We start from the raw sequence: 19,434 nt of genomic DNA on the forward strand, positions 1-19,434 counted from the left end.
GTCATGAATGAACCCGGAACAGGTGTATGACGTGATCATAGCGGGGGCGGGACCTGCCGGAATGACCGCAGCAGTGTATGCGTCGAGGGCAAACATGAAGACTTTGATGATTGAGAAAGGTCCTCCGGGCGGACAGATGGTGAATACGGAGGATATCGAAAATTATCCGGGCTATGAATCGATTCTCGGACCGGAACTGTCAAAAAACATGTTTGACCACGCCCGAAAATTCGGAGCGGACTACGAGAACGGACAAATTCAAAGGATAGAGGATGGATATCCTTATAAAACGGTGATCTTGGCGGATCGGGAATACAAGGCCAAATCGGTTATTGTGGCGACAGGGGCGGAGCATCGCAAAATAGGTGTACCGGGAGAACGAGAGTTTTCGGGGCGCGGTGTATCCTATTGCGCCGTGTGTGACGGAGCGTTCTTTGCCGACATGGAACTGGTAGTGGTCGGCGGGGGGGATTCGGCGGTGGAAGAAGCCGTATTTTTGACACGGTTTGCGAGTAAGGTGACGATCATTCACCGTCGCGATTCCCTGCGGGCGCAGAAAATCATTCAAAAACGGGCATTCGAGAATGAAAAAATTCATTTGATCTGGAACCATCAAGTGCAGGAAATCCGCGGGGACGGCATGGTGACCGGCGTGTTGATGCAAAACACCGTCACCGGTCAGGTGTCCGAATACCCTTGCCAAGGCGTGTTTATCTATATCGGAATGGATCCGATCTCAGACTGTGTCAAACATCTCGGTATCACCAACGATGCGGGTTATATCCTGACCGACGATCAGATGCGAACGAAGATTCCGGGAATTTTTGCGGCAGGTGATGTCAGGGAAAAAACGTTGCGGCAGGTGGTCACTGCAACCGGGGACGGCTGTCTGGCCGCCCAGTCAGCCCAACACTACGTGGAGCAATTGGATGAACAACTGAAGGAACAATTGATGATTGAAGATTCCAAAATTTCGTATAAATTCGTTGGCCTAGCAGGAGGTGCCTATGATAACGCCCGTCATTAAAGGAGCGTCGTCCGTGATCGTTCATACGCCCAGTTTGGTTCGTCACGGTTCCAAACCGGAAAGAGAGATCAAAAAAGATCCGTCGCTCCTCGAAAAAATATTGACCAGCTTAAGGAGCTACGAGCAGGCGGTCTCCTATCCGCCCAACCAGGTATTTATCGGTAATCTGAGACCGATCGGGTTGCTCAGCATTGAAGGCCCCTGGTACAAGTCGGCCGCACCCGATGCCCAACGATTCAGTTCCAGCGGTGAAATCATGCCGGAGGAAGAATTTTACGGCTGGTTAAAAATTTCTGATGAGTATGAGCTGGTTTTGCTGGAGGAAAGGTTCTTGGCAGAAATCAAGGGAAAATTGGAAATGCACCCGTTGATCAGCAGCGATGATCTGAAACGGCTTGGTAACGGTGTCAACCTTCGGGTGATTGAAGAAAAAATTACCTCAGGAAAAGCAGTGCCCCTGCACGTTGACAAAACCAAACTGATTGGCTGCGTGCTGGAAGGAAATGAAGAAGATCACAACTTGACAGCGGAGATATTGTTAGAAAATTTATGTAACAAAGCATCAGGGCTTGTCGCCATGCGTCATGTGTTGCGAGCGTTTGATGTCACCCCCGACCAGATTGATTATGTGATCGGGTGCGATGAGGAAGCCGTTGGCGACCGATATCAGCGGGGCGGCGGCAATATGGCCAAATCGATTGCGGAACTTGCCGGATGCGTAAACGCGAGCGGTGCAGACATCAAGTCTTTCTGTTGCGCTCCCACGCACGCGGTGGTCGTTGCCGCTAGCTTGGTTCAGTCGGGTTTATATAAGGAAGTGCTGGTGATCGGCGGAGGCTGTTTGGCCAAGCTGGGCATGAAATTTGCCGGACATCTGAAGCACAGCATGCCGATCATGGAAGACCAGATGGGAGCGATTGCGATTCTGGTCGGAAGAGATGACGGGAAAAGCCCAGTGATCCGGCTTGATGCCGTCGGGAAACACAATATATCCTCCGGGTCTTCTGCACAGGCGATTTACCAAACGCTTGTGGTCGATCCGTTAGAGAGGATCGGAAAGCGCATTTTGGATGTGGACAAATACGCGGTGGAGATGCATAATCCGGAAATTACCGAACCGAACGGAAACGGAAACGTGCCGCGGACGAACTACCGCACGATTGCCAGTATGGCCGTCTTAAGAGGGGAGATGGACAAAACGAAAATTCAGGATTTTGAAATTTCCTACGGAATGCCCGGTTTTTCTCCGACGCAAGGGCATATTGCAGCCGCCATCCCGTTTTTGGTGCATGCGCGGGATATGATCATGAATCAGGAAATCAAAAATGCGATGTTTGTAGCGAAAGGGAGTCTTTTCCTCGGCAAAATGACCAAATTGTCGGATGGAATGTCGTTTTTGATCGAAACCAACAAGGGGTGTGCGAAATGATTGAGGTGAACAAGGACAATTTTGCTGGAGAAGTGCTTGCATCCTCGAAGCCGGTGTTGGTCGACGTATGGGGTCCGACATGCCAGCCGTGTTTGGCTTTGATGCCGCAAGTCGAGGAGCTTGCCAACAAATATCAGGATCAAGTGAAGGTGGTGAAACTCAACAGCGCGGAAAATCGCAGATTGTGCATTGATCTTCGCGTCATCGGATTGCCCGCATTTCTGTTGTTTAAAGAGGGAAAAGAAGTAGAGAGGCTGAGTGGAAAGGACATCGACATCGAGGATATTGAGAAATGCTTGCAAGCGAATCTTTAAAAATAGTATAAACATATACTTCAGACTGGAGGAGATCACATGTTAAAAGGCAAAAAAGTGTTTATCGTGGGGGAAAGAGACGGCGTTCCAGCGCCCGCAGTGGCTGAGTGTGTGAAAGCAGCCGGCGGGGAAGTCGTCTTCATGGACACCCAGTGCTTCGTCTGAACAGCGGCGGGAGCGATGGACCTGGAGGTGCAGGGGACGCTGAAGAAGGCGGCCGAGGAGTACGGAAACGAGAATGTTGTCGTGCTCCTGGGCTCTCCGGATGCTGACAGCGCGGATATTTACGCGGAAACGGTGACCCTCGGCGACCCGACCTATGCAGGTCCGTTGGCTGGAGTCTCGTTGAGACTCGCTGTGTATCACATTTTGGAAGACGAGGTTAAACAACTGGTGCCGGAAGAAGTCTATCAGGAACAGGTAGGATTGGCCGAATTGTCGCTGGACAAAGAGGCGATTTGCGAAGCGATGCAAAGAGCAAGGGCTAGATTGTCCGACTGAGAGATGTTCTATAAACTCCTGCGTGTGGCAAAGAGCAAGACCGCTGGTTTCAAATCCGAAGCCGGCGGTCTTTTTGATTTACAAGGATTTCGCCAGCTTCAGACCCGTTGTCTCGAGCCTCATACTTTGTCGATTGCAAGGTGATCTGCATGTCCTTCGTGAAATATTTCACATAAAAAACGATTCAGGAAAGGGGAGGAAAAGGGAAATCGTCATTTACCGAATCCTTGCCCCTGTTTCATAACACGATAATATTTTTACAATGAATAAAGTTTGTTGTTTACAAGCCGTGAAAGGATCGGTTTTTGATCCCAGATTCTTCTGCTCTCGGCTCTCCGTTTTTGAACCTCGGGTTCTTCAAGCAACAAAAAGAAATTTTTGGTCGGGAGAAAACCCAATTGGTGTTTTTCACACAATCGATCCAAATATGGACGCATCACTTCCGGGTTGGAAGATTGATGACCGGTTGCGGAAAAAGCGTATAATACACTGGCGACGGGGACTCGTTTGACGCGAAAGTGTTCAGACACGCACAAAAAGAAATCCCAATCCCAATAATGAGAAACGGAAGGATCGAAATATCCGATCGTTTCATGAATGCTTTTTTTGTAAAGCGTTCCTGAGGGAACGAATGTTGAAAATTTCCTCATGCCTGCAGGATCGTATTCGTACGCAAACAAAAATGTATGCGTAGGAATGCGAACCTGGTCTTTGATTTCGTAATGGAAAATTTCCACATCTGAATAGACCAAGTCATACCCATCGATTTCGAGAACCATCGTTTCGATATGTGTGGGCAAAAGCAGATCATCGTCGTCGCAAAGCAGGATATACTCTCCTTTGGCACGTTTCACACCTTCGTTGCGTGCCATTACATGATAGGATTTTTGTTCGAGTTCAATGATATGGATGGGTAATTCAGGGTACAATGTTTTCACAAAATCGACCGAATCCCCTTGATCGTTGACGATGATCACTTCAAAATGTAAATAAGTTTGATGACATAAAGACTCTAACAATTCGCACAAAAAATAGGGACGATTAAACGTCGGGATCACCACAGAAACCAACGGTTGCAAAGAATCACCTCTACATTCATAGTAAAAGGAAAATTCACGAAAATAGAAATGTTTACCTAATATCATAACTCTCTATCCCTCATACTTTCAATTCTAGATTTCGTTTCGTGTCCAAAATCTCCCCACTTTCAATATCCCAGACAAACGGGAGTCTGATCGTCAGGATGGGATGACAGGGCAAGAATTCAAAAGTCAACATAGAGAGAATTGTGGTAAAACGATAACAAGAAAACAATTTCACTTTCATCATGAACCACGGGGGAATTTGAAATGAAACCAAAAGATATCATCATGCTGTTTCTTCTTGCGTCTTTATGGGGATCATCATTCTTGTTCATGCGTATCGGTGTTCCTGCCCTGGGACCCTTTGTTCTGATTTTTCTGCGTGTATCAATCGCAGGTCTGGCCCTTGTCCTCTATGCACTCGCCACGAGGCATCACCTGAATCTGCTTCTTAAATGGAAAGAATATTTGATTCTCGGGGCTTTCAATGCGGCTATACCGTTTTCGCTGATCTCAGCGGCGGAATTGCATATATCCTCTTCGCTGGCAGCCATTCTGAATGCGACAACTCCGCTCTTTACGGCCCTTGTGGCGTGGATATGGACGAAAGACACTCTGACGATCAAGAAAATGGGAGGGCTCCTTCTCGGATTACTAGGGGTCACAATTTTAGTCGGATGGGATCCGTATCAGAATGGTGAACCTCTTTTCAAGTCTGTAATGTTTTCTATGTTCGCAGCCTTTTCTTATGGAATTGGCGGCGTCTATTCATCGCGGGCGTTCTCAGGAGAGAAACCGATGGACATGGCGATTGGGCAACAAGTGGGGGCAAGCCTCTTCCTCGTACCGTTTGCAGTGGCCACTCTTCCGCATGAAATTCCGTCTTTGACTGTGATGTTTTCCGTACTGGGACTGGCGATTTTCTGCACTTCTCTGGGGTATCTGCTCTATTTTGCCCTGATGCGGAATGTCGGCCCCATCAAGACTCTCAGTGTCACATTTCTGGTTCCGGTGTTCGGGGTTTTGTGGGGAGCCCTTTTCCTCAGAGAAGCCATTTCCATACATACCATTTCAGGCTTGCTCATCATTCTTCTCAGTGTGGCTTTAGTGGCAGATCTCCCCTTCTTACGCAGAAAAGGGGAATGGGAAGAGAACGCTTCTTCCAGCCGGTAAGTGAGGGTATATATTCCATAGCCCAAAATGAAAGAGATCAGGTGCACTTGTATAACATGCTCCAGGAAAAACGCCGCATACATCTCTAAGGTTATTGTCTGCTATAGCCACTCAAGGAATCTGGGGTGGCAGAGTTGCTTCAATAATGAGAGGGGCGAGTGTTAAGCCCCTCGTTTTTCCAACTTCTCTAATGAGATTGTGTCGATGACAACGAGTCAATCTGCCACCGTCAATAAAACTTTCCCAATACTTTTTCTGCTCTCCACCCAACGATGAGCTTCGGCCGCTTCTTCGAGCGTGAATCGTTTTCCAATTTTCATTTTCAATCGACCTTCTGCTAAATAACTGAGCACATGATCTGCTGCACTACGCAAGAGATGGGGACGTTCTTTTCTCGTCGTTCCTAAACTAAAGCCGAGAACGGAGCGGCAACTTGAATGCAAATCTTTTGTTTTGAATTGTCCAACCTCTCCACTGGCATTACCGAAGTGTACCAGTCTCCCGTACATGGCCAGGCAATCAAGACTTTTCTCGGATACCCATCCGGATATCGAATCGAGAATCACATCAGCCCCTCGACCATCAGTCAGTTCGTTTACCTTTTCAGCGAAGTCAACGTTCTCATAACAGATGACATGATCGGCACCTGCTTCTATAGCTGCTGCAACCTTGTTTTCATTTCCAACTGTACCGATCACAGAGCCTGCACCTAAAATTCTCGCTATTTGGATCGCTGTCGTTCCCACTCCACCAGCGGCGGCGTGAATAAGCACCGTTTCACCGGGAACCAATCTTGCTACATCGGCGAGCAACTTGTATGCAGTAAAGGAAACGATGGGACAAGCCGCCGCTGTTTCAAAGTCTACGTTGTCGGGAAGCACAAATGTCAGAGATTCATCTGCGACTATGTATTCTGCATAGGAGCCCGTTCTAGGGAATGCGATCACCCGTTGCCCTACTTTCAAATGCTGAACATCAGATCCAACTGCCTCAATAATTCCTGCCGCATCCAATCCAGGTATAAAGGGAGGTTGGGTGCCACCATGGTATTTACCGTAACGCGATTTAATATCGGCAAAATTGACGCTAGTTGCTTTAACCCGGATGAGCACTTGATTGGATTTCACGGAAGGTACGTCAACTGACATACATTTCATAACTTCAGGATAACCAAATTGCGTAACAACCACTGCTTTCATTCCCGGATACCTCCTCGTAGCTCAACTTAGATACATATATTTCTCGACTTGTCGGGAATAACCTTTTTGATTCAAATGATAATTGCGAACTTTTAGAGATGGAACCATGCAGCTTCTCGAAATGATGGGGTTGAAAAATGTGTGCAACATGACCATCTCTCGGAATATAGGCTATGAATTCGTATAATAATAATGTTGGCAGCGGAAAAAAGGTCAGTAGGTTTGACAGGTTCACTTTTGTAGTATGTTCATTAATGATAGGCGATCGTGACTTGCCTTGAAACATTTAATTTTCAAAGTAAAGGTGATAATGATTCCTGCACCCCGGGTTAAAGCTTGCTTCACACTTAGGGCATCTAGCGTTGCACCCCATATACTCTATGATAGTAAGTTCAGCGCCACATTTTCCGCACAAGATCGCTTTTTCATGCCACTGTTCTTTCTTCCACGCAAGTGCAGGATGATCGGCTCCTTCTTTATGACATTGAAAGCAGGGGTAATATGTTTGGCAACAAGGAAACTTGATGGCAATAATATCCTTTTCGGAAGAATAGTGTTTGCAGCGTGTTTCCGGATCTACATTCGTTCCTTTTACTTCGATACCATGGATCTTCATATTTTTCTCTACCTTCTGTTCATTTGTCTAACACCTTGCAGGCGAAAGTCTCTTGAAATACCAAACTGCCAATCGCGATGGGAGTCGAAAGCGTGTACTTCCATCTGAACTTGCTTGAGCTCCAGCTTTTACTTCCCTGTCAGGTGAACTATACTCTTTGTATAGTATGTGAAATTGGAGGTTTCTTCAATGAAAAGGATATGTGTATTTGCGGGTTCAAATGTAGGCGCTTGCTCGGATTACGTGTTTCATGCGCAAGAGCTTGGCCGGGAAATCGCCGACAACGGGTTTGAGTTGGTTTACGGTGGTTCCAAAGTTGGGCTGATGGGAGAGGTAGCGAACAAGGAGCTCGAACATGGGGGCAAGGTCATCGGCGTAATGCCCACCGGGTTGTTTATAGCTGAAAAGGTACATACGTCTTTAACCAAACTGATTGAAGTCAAGGATATGCATGAAAGAAAGGCCACCATGAGTAATCTTGCCGACGCCTTTATTGCGTTACCAGGTGGCTACGGAACTTTTGAAGAATTATTTGAGGCTGTAAGCTGGGCGCGACTCGGAATACATAAAAAACCCATCGGAATCTTCAATATCGCCGGGTATTATACACCTCTTCTGGAGATGATCGATCACGCCATAAAAGCCGGATTCGTTCAAGAAGCACACAAAAAGCTGTTCGTAGCGGCTTATGATAGCCGATCCTTGATAAGAAAACTCAAAGAATTCGAATCCCCTGTGTTCGAGAACAAGTAGAACCAGCTTTCAAAAAAATTCCCGTCGTATTGTCCATTTTTTACTCCTGCTTCAAGTGGAATGTTGTTCTTTTGAGATTGATCATTTCTCCGAGAAAAAGTAAGAATAAGAGTGAAGCGATCGGGTTTATCTCGCTTTATGTGTGTTTTTGTTATGTATTGTTCCGCAAAGCGAATTGAGGTGAATGGTCTTTACATGATAAGATAGCGCCTGTCGCCGTGATGAGCGGTGACGAGGGAGAAGAACAGAAATTACCACTTGCAAAATAGATTGCAAGATGGTATATTGTAAAAGTCGCTTTTGCGACGGTCGCTCTTTGAAAACTGAATCGTGTAGGGAGCTAGGATGTTTGATTTTGTCGGCTCTTCGGAGCATGACATACAATCTTTCTTCGAGAGTTTGATCCTGGCTCAGGACGAACGCTGGCGGCGTGCCTAATACATGCAAGTCGCGCGGATGGAGAGGAGCTTGCTCCTCGAAGTCAGCGGCGGACGGGTGAGTAACACGTGGGCAACTTGCCTGGCAGACGGGGATAACGCTTGGAAACGAGTGCTAATACCCGATACGCTCTTCACGGGCATCCGTAAGGAGGGAAAGGCGCTTCACGGCGTCACTGCCAGATGGGCCCGCGGCGCATTAGCTAGTTGGTGAGGTAACGGCTCACCAAGGCAACGATGCGTAGCCGACCTGAGAGGGTGACCGGCCACACTGGGACTGAGACACGGCCCAGACTCCTACGGGAGGCAGCAGTAGGGAATCTTCCGCAATGGGCGCAAGCCTGACGGAGCAACGCCGCGTGAGTGATGAAGGTCTTCGGATTGTAAAACTCTGTCTTCCGGGACGAACCGATAGGTGAAGCAATGCTCCTATCCTGACGGTACCGGAGGAGGAAGCCCCGGCTAACTACGTGCCAGCAGCCGCGGTAATACGTAGGGGGCAAGCGTTGTCCGGACTCACTGGGCGTAAAGCGCGCGCAGACGGCTTTCTGCGTCCGGGGTGAAAACCCGGGGCTCAACCCCGGGACGGCCTTGGATACGGGAGAGCTTGAGGGTCGGAGAGGCAATGGGAATTCCACGTGTAGCGGTGAAATGCGTAGAGATGTGGAGGAACACCTGTGGCGAAGGCGCCTTGCTGGCCGATTCCTGACGTTGAGGCGCGAAAGCGTGGGGAGCAAACAGGATTAGATACCCTGGTAGTCCACGCCGTAAACGATGAGTGCTAGGTGTTCGTGGGCTCATACCCATGAGTGCCGAAGCTAACGCATGAAGCACTCCGCCTGGGGAGTACGGTCGCAAGACTGAAACTCAAAGGAATTGACGGGGCCCGCACAAGCAGTGGAGCATGTGGTTTAATTCGAAGCAACGCGAAGAACCTTACCAGGGCTTGACATCCCGCTGACCGGTCTGGAGACAGACCTTCCCTTCGGGGCAGCGGTGACAGGTGGTGCATGGTTGTCGTCAGCTCGTGTCGTGAGATGTTGGGTTAAGTCCCGCAACGAGCGCAACCCTTGTGTTGTGTTGCCAGCATTCAGTTGGGCACTCACAACAGACTGCCGACGACAAGTCGGAGGAAGGCGGGATGACGTCAAATCATCATGCCCCTTATGTCCTGGGCTACACACGTGCTACAATGGGCGGTACAACGGGATGCGAAACCGCGAGGTGGAGCCAAACCCTGAAAACCGTTCGTAGTTCGGATTGCAGGCTGCAACTCGCCTGCATGAAGCCGGAATTGCTAGTAATCGCGGATCAGCATGCCGCGGTGAATACGTTCCCGGGCCTTGTACACACCGCCCGTCACACCATGGGAGTTGGCAACACCCGAAGTCGGTGGGGTAACCTCTTTGAGGAGCCAGCCGCCTAAGGTGGGGCCGATGACTGGGGTGAAGTCGTAACAAGGTAGCCGTATCGGAAGGTGCGGCTGGATCACCTCCTTTCTAAGGATGTTATGACGAGGTTCGGCTCACGCCGAACAATCTCCCTACACGATTTGGTTTTGAGGAGTGAATCCTTCACTTGCTCCTTGAAAACTGGATAACGAATATGAGAAGACATTGCAAAGGGAACTGCATAGCAGTTTGCAATGGAACTGGAATCAACCGAGTCACTTTGTAGATTAAGCTACGAAGGGCGCACGGAGGATGCCTTGGCGCCAGGTGCCGATGAAGGACGGGGCTAACGCCGATACGCCTCGGGGAGCCGTAAGCAGGCTTTGATCCGGGGATTTCCGAATGGGGCAACCCACCCCGCGTAATGGCGGGGTATCCACTGCTGAATCCATAGGCAGTGAGAAGGTACACCAGGGGAACTGAAACATCTTAGTACCCTGAGGAAAAGAAAACAACAGTGATTCCCTCAGTAGTGGCGAGCGAACGGGGAAGAGCCTAAACCGCATGTGCTTGCACAGGCGGGGTCGTGGGCGTCTCACGTGGAGTTACCAATCCTTTTCGTAAGAGAACGGCTTGGAACGGCCGACCAGAGAGGGTGACAGTCCCGTATCTGAAACGAAGAGGACTCGAGACGGACCCCGAGTACCGCGGGACACGAGGAATCCCGTGGGAATCCGGGAGGACCACCTCCTAAGGCTAAATACAACCTGGCGACCGATAGTGAACCAGTACCGTGAGGGAAAGGTGAAAAGCACCGCGGGAGCGGAGTGAAAGAGAACCTGAAACCGTGTGCCTACAATCAGTCGGAGGGCGATATCCGCAAGGATGTGCCTGACGGCGTGCCTTTTGTAGAATGAACCGGCGAGTTACGATTGCGTGCGAGGTTAAGGCGGGAAGCCGGAGCCGCAGCGAAAGCGAGTCTGAAGAGGGCTAGAGTACGCAGTCGTAGACCCGAAACCGTGTGATCTATCCCTGTGCAGGATGAAGTGCGGGTAAAGCCGCATGGAGGTCCGAACCCACGCATGTTGAAAAATGCGGGGATGACGTGGGGATAGCGGTGAAATTCCAATCGAACTCGGAGATAGCTGGTTCTCCCCGAAATAGCTTTAGGGCTAGCGTCGGAGCAGAGACATGGAGGTAGAGCACTGATTGGGCTAGGGGCCTTCGCGGGTTACCGAACTCAGTCAAACTCCGAATGCCATGATCTCGATCTCCGGCAGTCAGACTACGAGTGCTAAGATCCGTGGTCAAAAGGGAAACAGCCCAGACCATCAGCTAAGGTCCCCAAATTCCGGTTAAGTGGGAAACGATGTGGCGGTGCACAGACAACCAGGATGTTGGCTTAGAAGCAGCCACCATTTAAAGAGTGCGTAATAGCTCACTGGTCGAGTGACGCTGCGCGGAAAATGTAACGGGGCTCAAACCGGATACCGAAGCTATGGATGAATCGTTCGTCACCGTGGACGTCATGGTGTATAAGACATTTTCTGCGAATGCTTTCCGCAAGGATCCTTCAAAAGCATTCGCCAAAATCGCCCGCTCAAACCGCGGGTGGCCATGAGTCTAGGGTGATGAACGATCCGTGGTAGGGGAGCGTTCTCATCGGGTTGAAGCTAGACCGTGAGGACTGGTGGACTGATGAGAAGTGAGAATGCCGGTATAAGTAGCGAAAAGACAGGTGAGAATCCTGTCCACCGAAAGCCTAAGGGTTCCTGGGGAAGGCTCGTCCGCCCAGGGTTAGTCGGGACCTAAGCCGAGGCCGAAAGGCGTAGGCGATGGACAACAGGTGGAAATTCCTGTACCACCTTGCAGCCGCTTGAGCGATGGAGTGACGCAGAAGGATAGGGTGAGCGGACGATCGGATGTCCGTGCAAGCAGTGAGGCTGAGAGGCAGGTAAATCCGTCTCTCGGTAAGGCTGAGCTGTGACGCCGAGCGAATTCAAGTAGCGAAGTCCCTGATTTCACGCTGCCAAGAAAAGCTTCTAGCGAGGCTGCTGGTGCCCGTACCGCAAACCGACACAGGTAGGCGAGGAGAGAATCCTAAGGTGCTCGGAAGAACTCTCGTTAAGGAACTCGGCAAAATGGCCCCGTAACTTCGGGAGAAGGGGCGCTCCGGTAGGGTGATGAGCCCGAGGGAGCCGCAGTGAAAAGGCCCAAGCGACTGTTTAGCAAAAACACAGGTCTCTGCTAAGCCGTAAGGCGACGTATAGGGCTGACGCCTGCCCGGTGCTGGAAGGTTAAGGGAAGGGTTAGCGAAAGCGAAGCTCTGAACCGAAGCCCCAGTAAACGGCGGCCGTAACTATAACGGTCCTAAGGTAGCGAAATTCCTTGTCGGGTAAGTTCCGACCCGCACGAATGGCGTAACGACTTGGGCGCTGTCTCGACGAGAGATCCGGTGAAATTGTAATACCTGTGAAGATGCAGGTTACCCGTGGCTAGACGGAAAGACCCCATGGAGCTTGACTGTAGCTTGATATGGAAGATGGGTATCTCATGTACAGGATAGGTGGGAGGCTTGGAAATCAGGGCGCCAGCCTTGGTGGAGCCGCCGTTGGGATACCACCCTTGAGGTACTGATCTTCTAACTTGTGCCCGTCATCCGGGCAAGGGACAATGTCAGGCGGGCAGTTTGACTGGGGCGGTCGCCTCCTAAAAGGTAACGGAGGCGCCCAAGGGTTCCCTCAGCGCGGTTGGAAATCGCGCTTCGAGTGCAAAGGCATAAGGGAGCTTGACTGCGAGACATACAGGTCGAGCAGGGACGAAAGTCGGGCTTAGTGATCCGGCGGTTCCAAGTGGAAGGGCCGTCGCTCAACGGATAAAAGCTACCCTGGGGATAACAGGCTTATCTCCCCAAGAGTCCACATCGACGGGGAGGTTTGGCACCTCGATGTCGGCTCATCGCATCCTGGGGCTGTAGTTGGTCCCAAGGGTTGGGCTGTTCGCCCATTAAAGCGGTACGCGAGCTGGGTTCAGAACGTCGTGAGACAGTTCGGTCCCTATCTGCCACGGGCGCAGGAAGTTTGAGAGGAGTTGTCCTTAGTACGAGAGGACCGGGATGAACCGACCGCTGGTGTCTCAGTTGTGGTGCCAACCGCATCGCTGAGTAGCTATGTCGGGCCGGGATAAGCGCTGAAAGCATCTAAGCGCGAAGCCCCCCTCAAGATAAGACTTCCCACTCGGTCAACGAGGTAAGACCCCCTGAAGATGACAGGGTGGATAGGCGGGAGGTGTAAGCACCGCGAGGTGTTGAGCTGACCCGTACTAATCGGTCGAGGGCTTAATCTAAACGGTTTATGGTTCCATATCTCATATTCGTGTCCAGTTTTCAGGGAGCAATCCCGACAGTCTGGTGATGATAGCGGAGAGGACACACCCGTTCCCATCTCGAACACGGAAGTTAAGCTCTCCAGCGCCAATGGTACTTGGGGCGGGAGCCCCCGGGAGAGTAGGTCGTCGCCAGGCTGAACCCATTTACTAGCGGGTGGTAGAGCGCTTGCCTAGTATCCGCTTACCTCCCCCTGAATGAGCCATTAGCTCAGTTGGTAGAGCACCTGACTTTTAATCAGGGTGTCGAAGGTTCGAGTCCTTCATGGCTCACCAGAGATGCGGAAGTAGCTCAGTGGTAGAGCATCGCCTTGCCAAGGCGAGGGCCGCGGGTTCGAGTCCCGTCTTCCGCTCCATACATGCGATCGTGGCGGAATCGGCAGACGCGCACGTTTGAGGGGCGTGTGGGTTTATCCCGTGGTGGTTCAAGTCCACTCGATCGCACCATACATGTGCCCGTAGCTCAGCTGGATAGAGTGTTTGACTACGAATCAAAAGGTCGGGAGTTCGAATCTCTCCGGGCACGCCACAGTTGGACGCCACACAAAGGAACCCCATTGTGAGGGATCTGGGGGTATAGCTCAGTTGGTAGAGCACCTGCCTTGCAAGCAGGGGGTCAGCGGTTCGAATCCGCTTACCTCCACCATCGTTTTTTTAATAATCCGAAATAAAAAGGAATGTAACGGATGACTGGAAAACCCGCCGCAAAATTACGGCGGGTTTTCCCTTCTGATTTATCCATAATTGATCGAATTTTGTTATAATAATACCGCAATGCCTCAATTTCTAATGCCGATAACCGATACGGAGTTGATGCAAAAATATGCTCGTATATGTACCGCTTCTCTTGTATTTTTTACTGGAGTTTGTGCGGCGTGACGCGATAAAAGAAGAAAGGAATAACAGGGGTTCATCGATATTAATCGGCGTATCCTTCTTTTTAATGATTGTCATACCGCCACGTATTCACGTGTTTCAGAAGTCGGGAAACACCGAAACCTTTTTTTTCTATTCCGGTATAATCGCAAGTTTTCTGGGCATATGGATTCGTTATTCGGCTATGAAGACATTAGGAAGATTTTATAGCCGAAACGTAAGTATTCAGGGAGAACACCAATTGATTCGGGAGGGGTGGTACCGATTGATCAGACATCCCGGTTATTTAGGCACATTCATCACTTTTCTTGGGTATGGATGCGCGACAAAATCATGGTTATCGATCCCGGTTATAATTATTCTGTTTTTTATGGCATACGCATACCGAATACATATTGAAGAAAAAGTACTGGTTTCGCGGTTCGGGCAAGATTACATCGATTATCAAAAACGTACATGGAGAATGATTCCTTATGTGTATTAAAAGAGATAATTCCATGTATTTATGTAATTAAGAATCGTGTGAATCGTGTTTTTTATCGTTTATCGGAGAGGGGAAATTCAGATGATTACGATCAAACGGCTTAGCGAGTGCACATTTGAGCAAGGTGTGCAGGCTTGGAACGACGCGTTCAAAGGCTACTTTTTCGATGTGACAACGTCAGTGGATGCGTTTACAGCTCGACTGGGGAGAGAGGGACTTTCGCCAGCTCTTTCGATTGTTGCGTTTATTCATGATCAACCGGTTGGGCTCGTGTTGAGTGGGGTCCGTATAATCGATGGCAAAAAAGTTGCCTGGAACGGCGGTACCGGTGTTGCCCCCCAATTTCGCGGACAAGGGATCGGTAAAGTGTTAATGGAAGCGGCATTAAAGATCTACCAAGACGAAAAGGTAGACATAGCGACATTGGAAGCACTGAGTCAGAATGAAGGCGCTATTAAACTTTATCGGAAAATGGGGTACAAAATCACCGATCGTTTACTTTTCTTCTACCAGGAAGGCACTTTTGCGAATGTTCCTTTCATGAACAGAGGGAACCCATCATATCAAATAAAATCCGGTATCCCTCAAGATGTACGAACGCTTTCTTTCTATAAGGGGATGTACCCGTGGCAATGCCAATGGCAGAGCCTATCAGTCGGAAAATCGGATATTGTACTTGATGCAAATGGCGGAGAAGTTGGCTATGTATTGTACACAAAAACATGTGACGAGTCAGGGAAACCAACAAGAATCAATCTTTTCCAATGTGAAGCAAAGCCAGGGCGTGAAGATGCTGACGATATACTTCGATGTTTGTTAGCTGAAGTCTATGCTCCATTTGATGCCTCTCTTATCAGAGGAACATTTAACCTGCCCGCCTCCAATAATCGGGTCGTTAAATTGCTTAAAGAAGCGGGATTTACCATAAAAACTGAACAGGTTATGATGAAACGAACCATATAGGAAAATGAATGGGCACTCCTGTCAAAAAACATGAAAAAGGAGGAGTCATCATGGTCTTTGAATTTTCCGGGATCGATCATGTTCAATTGGCTGCACCAAGAGATTGCGAAGAAAAGGCACGAAAATTTTTCGGTGATTTGTTAGGGTGGACGGAGATACCTAAACCAGAAGAGTTGAGAAAACGGGGGGGAGTTTGGTTCCAGTGTGGGAAACATCAAGTACATATTGGCATAGAAGATGATTTTCAACCTGCCAAGAAGGCTCATCCAGCTTTTCAAGTAACGAATCTCAGCGCACTACGAGAGCATTTGATTCAACAGGGAGTAGCTGTTAAGGATGATGATGCATTGGAAGGCGCCATTCGTTTTTATATAGATGACCCATTCGGAAATAGGATTGAATTTTTAGAGTGGATACATAAGTAATTTTTCTCTTTGAACAATTGATCGGCTTGAGCCGATCATTTATTTCAGCTACATCAGCTAACGTTGTTATGAGTACATGAGAATGATTTTGTGAACATGTAAATTCAAAAATTCAGGATTCTTGATCATGGAACTATAATCGTGCGATATCATTCCGTTACATCGAAATGTAGAACTTTTTTGTAATGATTATAATTTTTGCGCAACCCCTTCATTATTTTGGTATATTATGGTATAGTTGAATTAGGATATTTTGTTCTGTTCTTGATATGGGGTAGGGAGAAGAGAAAAAAAACGCGTTCTATATACATTTTCAAAAAAATGAATGCAAGGAGGGAGAATGTTATGACTGAACAAATTATGGGTGCTCTGCTCTCTGTCGGAGTTGTCACCTTGCTCGGTAAAAGCATCGATTGGTTATTGAGAAATACCTTTTCTTCATATGTACCGATTGATTAAACGGATGCCTCAATGAAGGCTTCTTTTTTTGCGGAAAATCGGGATAAAAAAGCCCTTCACAAAACCGTGAAGGACTCAATTCTTGTATAGTTGTTAAGAATACAAGATTTAGATTTTAAATTTGCCAATCATAGATTGCAATTCTTCGGCCATTTTGGCAAGGTCATGGGATGAAGTAGAAATTTCCTCCATTGTAGCCAATTGTTCTTCTGTTGCCGCTGACACATTTTGTGTTCCTGATGCAGACATGACTGCGACTTCGGAGATCGACTGCATGGAATCGACCACCTGTTTTGACCCCTCAGCCATCTGCCGAACAGTAGCCGAGACTTCATGAATTTGTGTGGCAACTTCATTGACTTCTTGCCGAATTTTCTCGAAGGAATTACCGGCCATATGGATAACATCAATTCCGTGTGACACTTCTTTTGTTCCGATTTCCATCGATTGAATCACTGCCTGGATTCCCTCGTGAATGGTTGCGATATACTCGCCAATTTGTTGGGATGACTGAGCAGTTTCTTCGGCGAGTTTTCGTACCTCATTGGCTACAACGGCAAAACCTCGGCCTTGCTCCCCTGCCCGGGCTGCTTCAATCGCTGCATTCAACGCTAATAGATTGGTTTGGGCAGCAATGTTCGTAATCGTTTCCGCGATCTGGTTTATGTATTGAGCTTGTTCCCCTAACGTTTTTATCGAGTGGGCCATTTCACTTACGGTCGCATGGATCGAATTCATTTGACTGATTGCTTTTTGAATGGAGGAAGTCCCTTCTGTTGCTGCTTCAGATGCTCGAATGGCCGTGGAAGCAGCATTTTCTGAATTCACGGCGATTTGCTGTATACCTGTGGCCATCTCACTGACGATTTGAGAGGTTTCTTCGACTGTATGAGCTTGTTGTTCAGCACCCGCAGCTATTTCCTGGATCGTTTTTGCTATGTGTTCCGTAGCCTGACTCGATAATTCTGCACTCGCAGTCAATTCTTCGGAAGAAGATGCCACTTGTTGGGAACTTTCTGCGACTTGCTGTATTACCTGCCTTAGATTTGTTGTCATCTCATTAAAGGATATCGCCAAATCACCGATTTCATCACGGTTTTTGATTCTGATCTCATCAACGGTTAGATCGCCTGAGGAAATCTGTTTTGTTGCCCCAGCCAAAAGAATCAACGGTTTTGAAATCATTCGTGAGATCAAAAGGGAGACGCCCAGGCCTACTACAATCGCGAGGATACTGAATGAAATTACAAATGTTTTACCTGCTCGGGACGTTTGCACAGAATTCGAAGTGACTTGTGCAGAATTTTTTACGACCAAGTCTAAGTCTTTCGATAAAACATCAAGTGAATCATTGGCCGATGTGCGAGCCTCTTTTACTAGTGCGTTTGCTTTTTGAAAATCGTTCTCTCTTCCGGCTTGTATGATCGAAGGAAGATGACTGAAGTACTCGTTTTCCTTCGAAACAAATGTTTCATAGAGTTTCCGTTCTTCCTCACTTGCTATCTTGGATTCATATGTCTTCTGTTTTTTCTTCAGATCTTCAATCTCGGCATTTATTCGCGATTCGAGATCTTCCTCTTGTTTCTTATCGTCTTCTAAAACGAGTCTCAATGTCAGTCGCTGTACATCAATAAATTCTGATCGGATTTGACCGATGATCTGAACGCTTGGCATCCAATTATCATTGATATCTTTCGCTTGATTCTCCATGCGGGTCATATTCCAGACTGCATTGGCACTGACCAGAACCAGGAGAAAAAGCATGGCTGAAAAACCGGCCAACAACTTTTTTCCAACAGTTATCTTTTTTCTCACCCTTTATACCTCCATTTGGTTCAGATAGAACTGTATAAAATTATAAACGTTAAATGTATTTCAGAGAATATCTATTCGAACAGATCAGCAACCAAAAGAGGACAAACAAAGCGAACGTGCAGAAATACAGGTCCACAGAATAAATGGTAACAATTACATACCGAAATACCCTCTACAAATTCCAACAACTTTCGAATGATTTAATAGTAGGAATACATACCAAAACGTCACAATTCAGATGAGGGGTATCTGTATGAAAGGAGCTATTGTAGTTGAAAAAACAATTGATCCAATCTCTCCTCGCACTATCATTTGTGACCACATCGTTTACGCCTGTCCAAGCGGAAGCAGTATCCTTACGCCAGGGTGCGGATAATGCCGATGTTGCATCGTTACAAAAAAACTTGAACACTCTTGGATACTTTACATACCCACGCATCACAGGATATTTCGGTATTGTTACAAAAGAAGCTGTTCAAACGTTTCAGAATGATTATGGTTTACAAGCGGATGGGGTCGTCGGTCCCATAACACGAACGGCTATCCAGCACGCACTTGTAAAACAACAAATGATGCAAGATGCAAAACGGTATATCGGAGTTCCATATGTTTTGGGCGGTGCCACGCCAAAAGGTTTTGATTGTTCCGGATTTGTGTATTTTATGTTTTCCTCTCATGGGGTATCCGCGATTCCCAGAATGTCATCGGCGGAATATGCGAGACTCGGGAGCTCAATTGATCAAATGCATCTGAGGCCTGGCGATTTAGTCTTTTTTGGTTCAAACGGAAAGATTAATCATGTAGGTTTCTATCTTGGCAATCGACAATTCATCTCCGCAACCAGTTCGAAAGGAATTTGGATCTCTTCGTTGGATAACCCTTATTGGGCTGCCTCTTACATAATGGCGAAACGAATATATTAATCGTACAATTTCGTAAAGGACTCTTTGATGGTTATGATGATCCTATATTTCGGCAATCGGCAGCCACCTTGTGACTGTTGCGATGGTGCAATCCGAAATACAGGAAACACTTCTTCTTCAATGGGAAGAAGTGTCAGACTGCAGACAAACTCCCTCTACTGCTCTGGCAGCGAGGGAGTTTGT

At 48.0% G+C, this 19,434-nt stretch carries 14 protein-coding genes, 5 tRNA genes and 3 rRNA genes; 18 read left to right on the plus strand and 4 right to left on the minus strand.

Annotated features, from left to right (window positions below):
* Positions 1-7: 7 nt before the first annotated feature.
* From trxB to grdA, 4 genes are read left to right on the plus strand one after another with little or no spacing between them, the layout of a single operon-like run.
* Entirely contained in the window at positions 8-1,027 is a 1,020-nt protein-coding gene (gene trxB / locus DNHGIG_RS10905; RefSeq protein WP_282199645.1) for a thioredoxin-disulfide reductase, read from the plus strand.
* Complete coding sequence (gene grdC / locus DNHGIG_RS10910; protein WP_282199646.1) at positions 1,008-2,456, plus strand: glycine/sarcosine/betaine reductase complex component C subunit beta; 1,449 nt, start codon at positions 1,008-1,010, stop codon at positions 2,454-2,456. The genes trxB and grdC overlap by 20 nt, the downstream gene beginning before the upstream one ends.
* Positions 2,453-2,770: a thioredoxin family protein gene (locus DNHGIG_RS10915; protein ID WP_282199647.1), complete on the plus strand. Its 318-nt coding sequence runs from the start codon at positions 2,453-2,455 to the stop codon at positions 2,768-2,770. Before grdC ends, DNHGIG_RS10915 begins: the two co-directional genes overlap by 4 nt.
* A 39-nt stretch (positions 2,771-2,809) precedes the next feature.
* A complete protein-coding gene (grdA, locus tag DNHGIG_RS10920; RefSeq protein WP_282199648.1) occupies positions 2,810-3,271 on the plus strand; it encodes a glycine/sarcosine/betaine reductase complex selenoprotein A in 462 nt (153 codons plus the stop codon).
* A gap of 257 nt (positions 3,272-3,528) precedes the next feature.
* Here grdA and DNHGIG_RS10925 read toward each other — a convergent pair whose 3' ends face one another.
* A complete protein-coding gene (locus DNHGIG_RS10925) occupies positions 3,529-4,350 on the minus strand; it encodes a glycosyltransferase family 2 protein (RefSeq protein ID WP_282199649.1) in 822 nt (273 codons plus the stop codon).
* A gap of 270 nt (positions 4,351-4,620) precedes the next feature.
* On the opposite strand from DNHGIG_RS10925, the gene DNHGIG_RS10930 reads away from it, so the two are divergent.
* A complete protein-coding gene (locus DNHGIG_RS10930; protein WP_282199650.1) occupies positions 4,621-5,526 on the plus strand; it encodes a DMT family transporter in 906 nt (301 codons plus the stop codon).
* 215 nt (positions 5,527-5,741) lie between these two features.
* Here the strand turns inward: DNHGIG_RS10930 and DNHGIG_RS10935 are convergent, their stop codons facing one another.
* Both DNHGIG_RS10935 and DNHGIG_RS10940 read right to left on the minus strand, forming a co-directional pair.
* Positions 5,742-6,725: a quinone oxidoreductase family protein gene (locus tag DNHGIG_RS10935; RefSeq protein WP_282199651.1), complete on the minus strand. Its 984-nt coding sequence runs from the start codon at positions 6,723-6,725 to the stop codon at positions 5,742-5,744.
* 286 nt (positions 6,726-7,011) lie between these two features.
* Positions 7,012-7,341, minus strand: coding sequence for a CHY zinc finger protein (locus DNHGIG_RS10940; protein ID WP_282199652.1), 330 nt, complete (start codon positions 7,339-7,341; stop codon positions 7,012-7,014).
* A gap of 189 nt (positions 7,342-7,530) precedes the next feature.
* Between DNHGIG_RS10940 and DNHGIG_RS10945 the strand changes: the two genes are divergently transcribed.
* The 12 genes from DNHGIG_RS10945 (at position 7,531) to DNHGIG_RS11000 (ending at position 16,054) form a co-directional block, all read left to right on the plus strand.
* Complete coding sequence (locus tag DNHGIG_RS10945) at positions 7,531-8,094, plus strand: LOG family protein (RefSeq protein ID WP_282199653.1); 564 nt, start codon at positions 7,531-7,533, stop codon at positions 8,092-8,094.
* 387 nt (positions 8,095-8,481) lie between these two features.
* Positions 8,482-10,030 (plus strand): 16S ribosomal RNA (locus DNHGIG_RS10950).
* Between the two features lie 177 nt (positions 10,031-10,207).
* A 23S ribosomal RNA gene (locus DNHGIG_RS10955) occupies positions 10,208-13,267 on the plus strand.
* A gap of 60 nt (positions 13,268-13,327) precedes the next feature.
* Positions 13,328-13,444: ribosomal RNA gene (rrf, locus tag DNHGIG_RS10960) — 5S ribosomal RNA — on the plus strand.
* The 16S, 23S and 5S rRNA genes sit together here with 5 tRNA genes alongside, the layout of an rRNA operon.
* Before the next feature lie 62 nt (positions 13,445-13,506).
* Positions 13,507-13,582, plus strand: a tRNA-Lys gene (locus DNHGIG_RS10965).
* 5 nt (positions 13,583-13,587) lie between these two features.
* Positions 13,588-13,662: transfer RNA gene (locus DNHGIG_RS10970), tRNA-Gly, on the plus strand.
* A 5-nt stretch (positions 13,663-13,667) separates the two neighbouring features.
* A tRNA-Leu gene (locus DNHGIG_RS10975) sits at positions 13,668-13,753 on the plus strand.
* 5 nt (positions 13,754-13,758) lie between these two features.
* Positions 13,759-13,835: transfer RNA gene (locus DNHGIG_RS10980), tRNA-Arg, on the plus strand.
* 41 nt (positions 13,836-13,876) lie between these two features.
* A tRNA-Ala gene (locus tag DNHGIG_RS10985) sits at positions 13,877-13,952 on the plus strand.
* A 177-nt stretch (positions 13,953-14,129) separates the two neighbouring features.
* Positions 14,130-14,666, plus strand: a complete 537-nt coding sequence (locus DNHGIG_RS10990) for a methyltransferase family protein (RefSeq protein WP_282199654.1) — start codon at positions 14,130-14,132, stop codon at positions 14,664-14,666.
* An 81-nt stretch (positions 14,667-14,747) separates the two neighbouring features.
* Complete coding sequence (locus DNHGIG_RS10995) at positions 14,748-15,629, plus strand: GNAT family N-acetyltransferase (RefSeq protein ID WP_282199655.1); 882 nt, start codon at positions 14,748-14,750, stop codon at positions 15,627-15,629.
* A gap of 50 nt (positions 15,630-15,679) precedes the next feature.
* Positions 15,680-16,054 (plus strand): VOC family protein, encoded by a 375-nt coding sequence (locus tag DNHGIG_RS11000; RefSeq protein ID WP_282199656.1) that lies wholly within the window; start codon positions 15,680-15,682, stop codon positions 16,052-16,054.
* Positions 16,055-16,621: 567 nt separating this feature from the next.
* Here DNHGIG_RS11000 and DNHGIG_RS11005 read toward each other — a convergent pair.
* Positions 16,622-18,328: a methyl-accepting chemotaxis protein gene (locus tag DNHGIG_RS11005; protein WP_282199657.1), complete on the minus strand. Its 1,707-nt coding sequence runs from the start codon at positions 18,326-18,328 to the stop codon at positions 16,622-16,624.
* Between the two features lie 272 nt (positions 18,329-18,600).
* Here DNHGIG_RS11005 and DNHGIG_RS11010 point away from each other — a divergent pair, with 272 nt between their 5' ends.
* Positions 18,601-19,251: a C40 family peptidase gene (locus tag DNHGIG_RS11010; RefSeq protein WP_282199658.1), complete on the plus strand. Its 651-nt coding sequence runs from the start codon at positions 18,601-18,603 to the stop codon at positions 19,249-19,251.
* Positions 19,252-19,434: the final 183 nt, after the last annotated feature.

Source organism: Collibacillus ludicampi, from assembly GCF_023705585.1.
In the GTDB taxonomy this organism is placed as follows: domain Bacteria; phylum Bacillota; class Bacilli; order Tumebacillales; family BOQE01; genus Collibacillus; species Collibacillus ludicampi.

What these genes read in the sequence shown, in the direction of transcription:
- DNHGIG_RS10930 (WP_282199650.1), top strand. Translation starts at nt 4,621, where the DNA reads ATGAAACCAAAAGATATCATCATGCTGTTTCTTCTTGCGTCTTTATGG.
- DNHGIG_RS10915 (WP_282199647.1), top strand. Translation starts at nt 2,453, where the DNA reads ATGATTGAGGTGAACAAGGACAATTTTGCTGGAGAAGTGCTTGCATCC.
- DNHGIG_RS10945 (WP_282199653.1), top strand. Translation starts at nt 7,531, where the DNA reads ATGAAAAGGATATGTGTATTTGCGGGTTCAAATGTAGGCGCTTGCTCG.
- DNHGIG_RS10995 (WP_282199655.1), top strand. Translation starts at nt 14,748, where the DNA reads ATGATTACGATCAAACGGCTTAGCGAGTGCACATTTGAGCAAGGTGTG.
- DNHGIG_RS11000 (WP_282199656.1), top strand. Translation starts at nt 15,680, where the DNA reads ATGGTCTTTGAATTTTCCGGGATCGATCATGTTCAATTGGCTGCACCA.
- trxB (WP_282199645.1), top strand. Translation starts at nt 8, where the DNA reads ATGAACCCGGAACAGGTGTATGACGTGATCATAGCGGGGGCGGGACCT.
- DNHGIG_RS10935 (WP_282199651.1), bottom strand. Translation starts at nt 6,725, where the DNA reads ATGAAAGCAGTGGTTGTTACGCAATTTGGTTATCCTGAAGTTATGAAA.
- grdC (WP_282199646.1), top strand. Translation starts at nt 1,008, where the DNA reads ATGATAACGCCCGTCATTAAAGGAGCGTCGTCCGTGATCGTTCATACG.
- DNHGIG_RS10990 (WP_282199654.1), top strand. Translation starts at nt 14,130, where the DNA reads ATGCTCGTATATGTACCGCTTCTCTTGTATTTTTTACTGGAGTTTGTG.
- DNHGIG_RS10940 (WP_282199652.1), bottom strand. Translation starts at nt 7,341, where the DNA reads ATGAAGATCCATGGTATCGAAGTAAAAGGAACGAATGTAGATCCGGAA.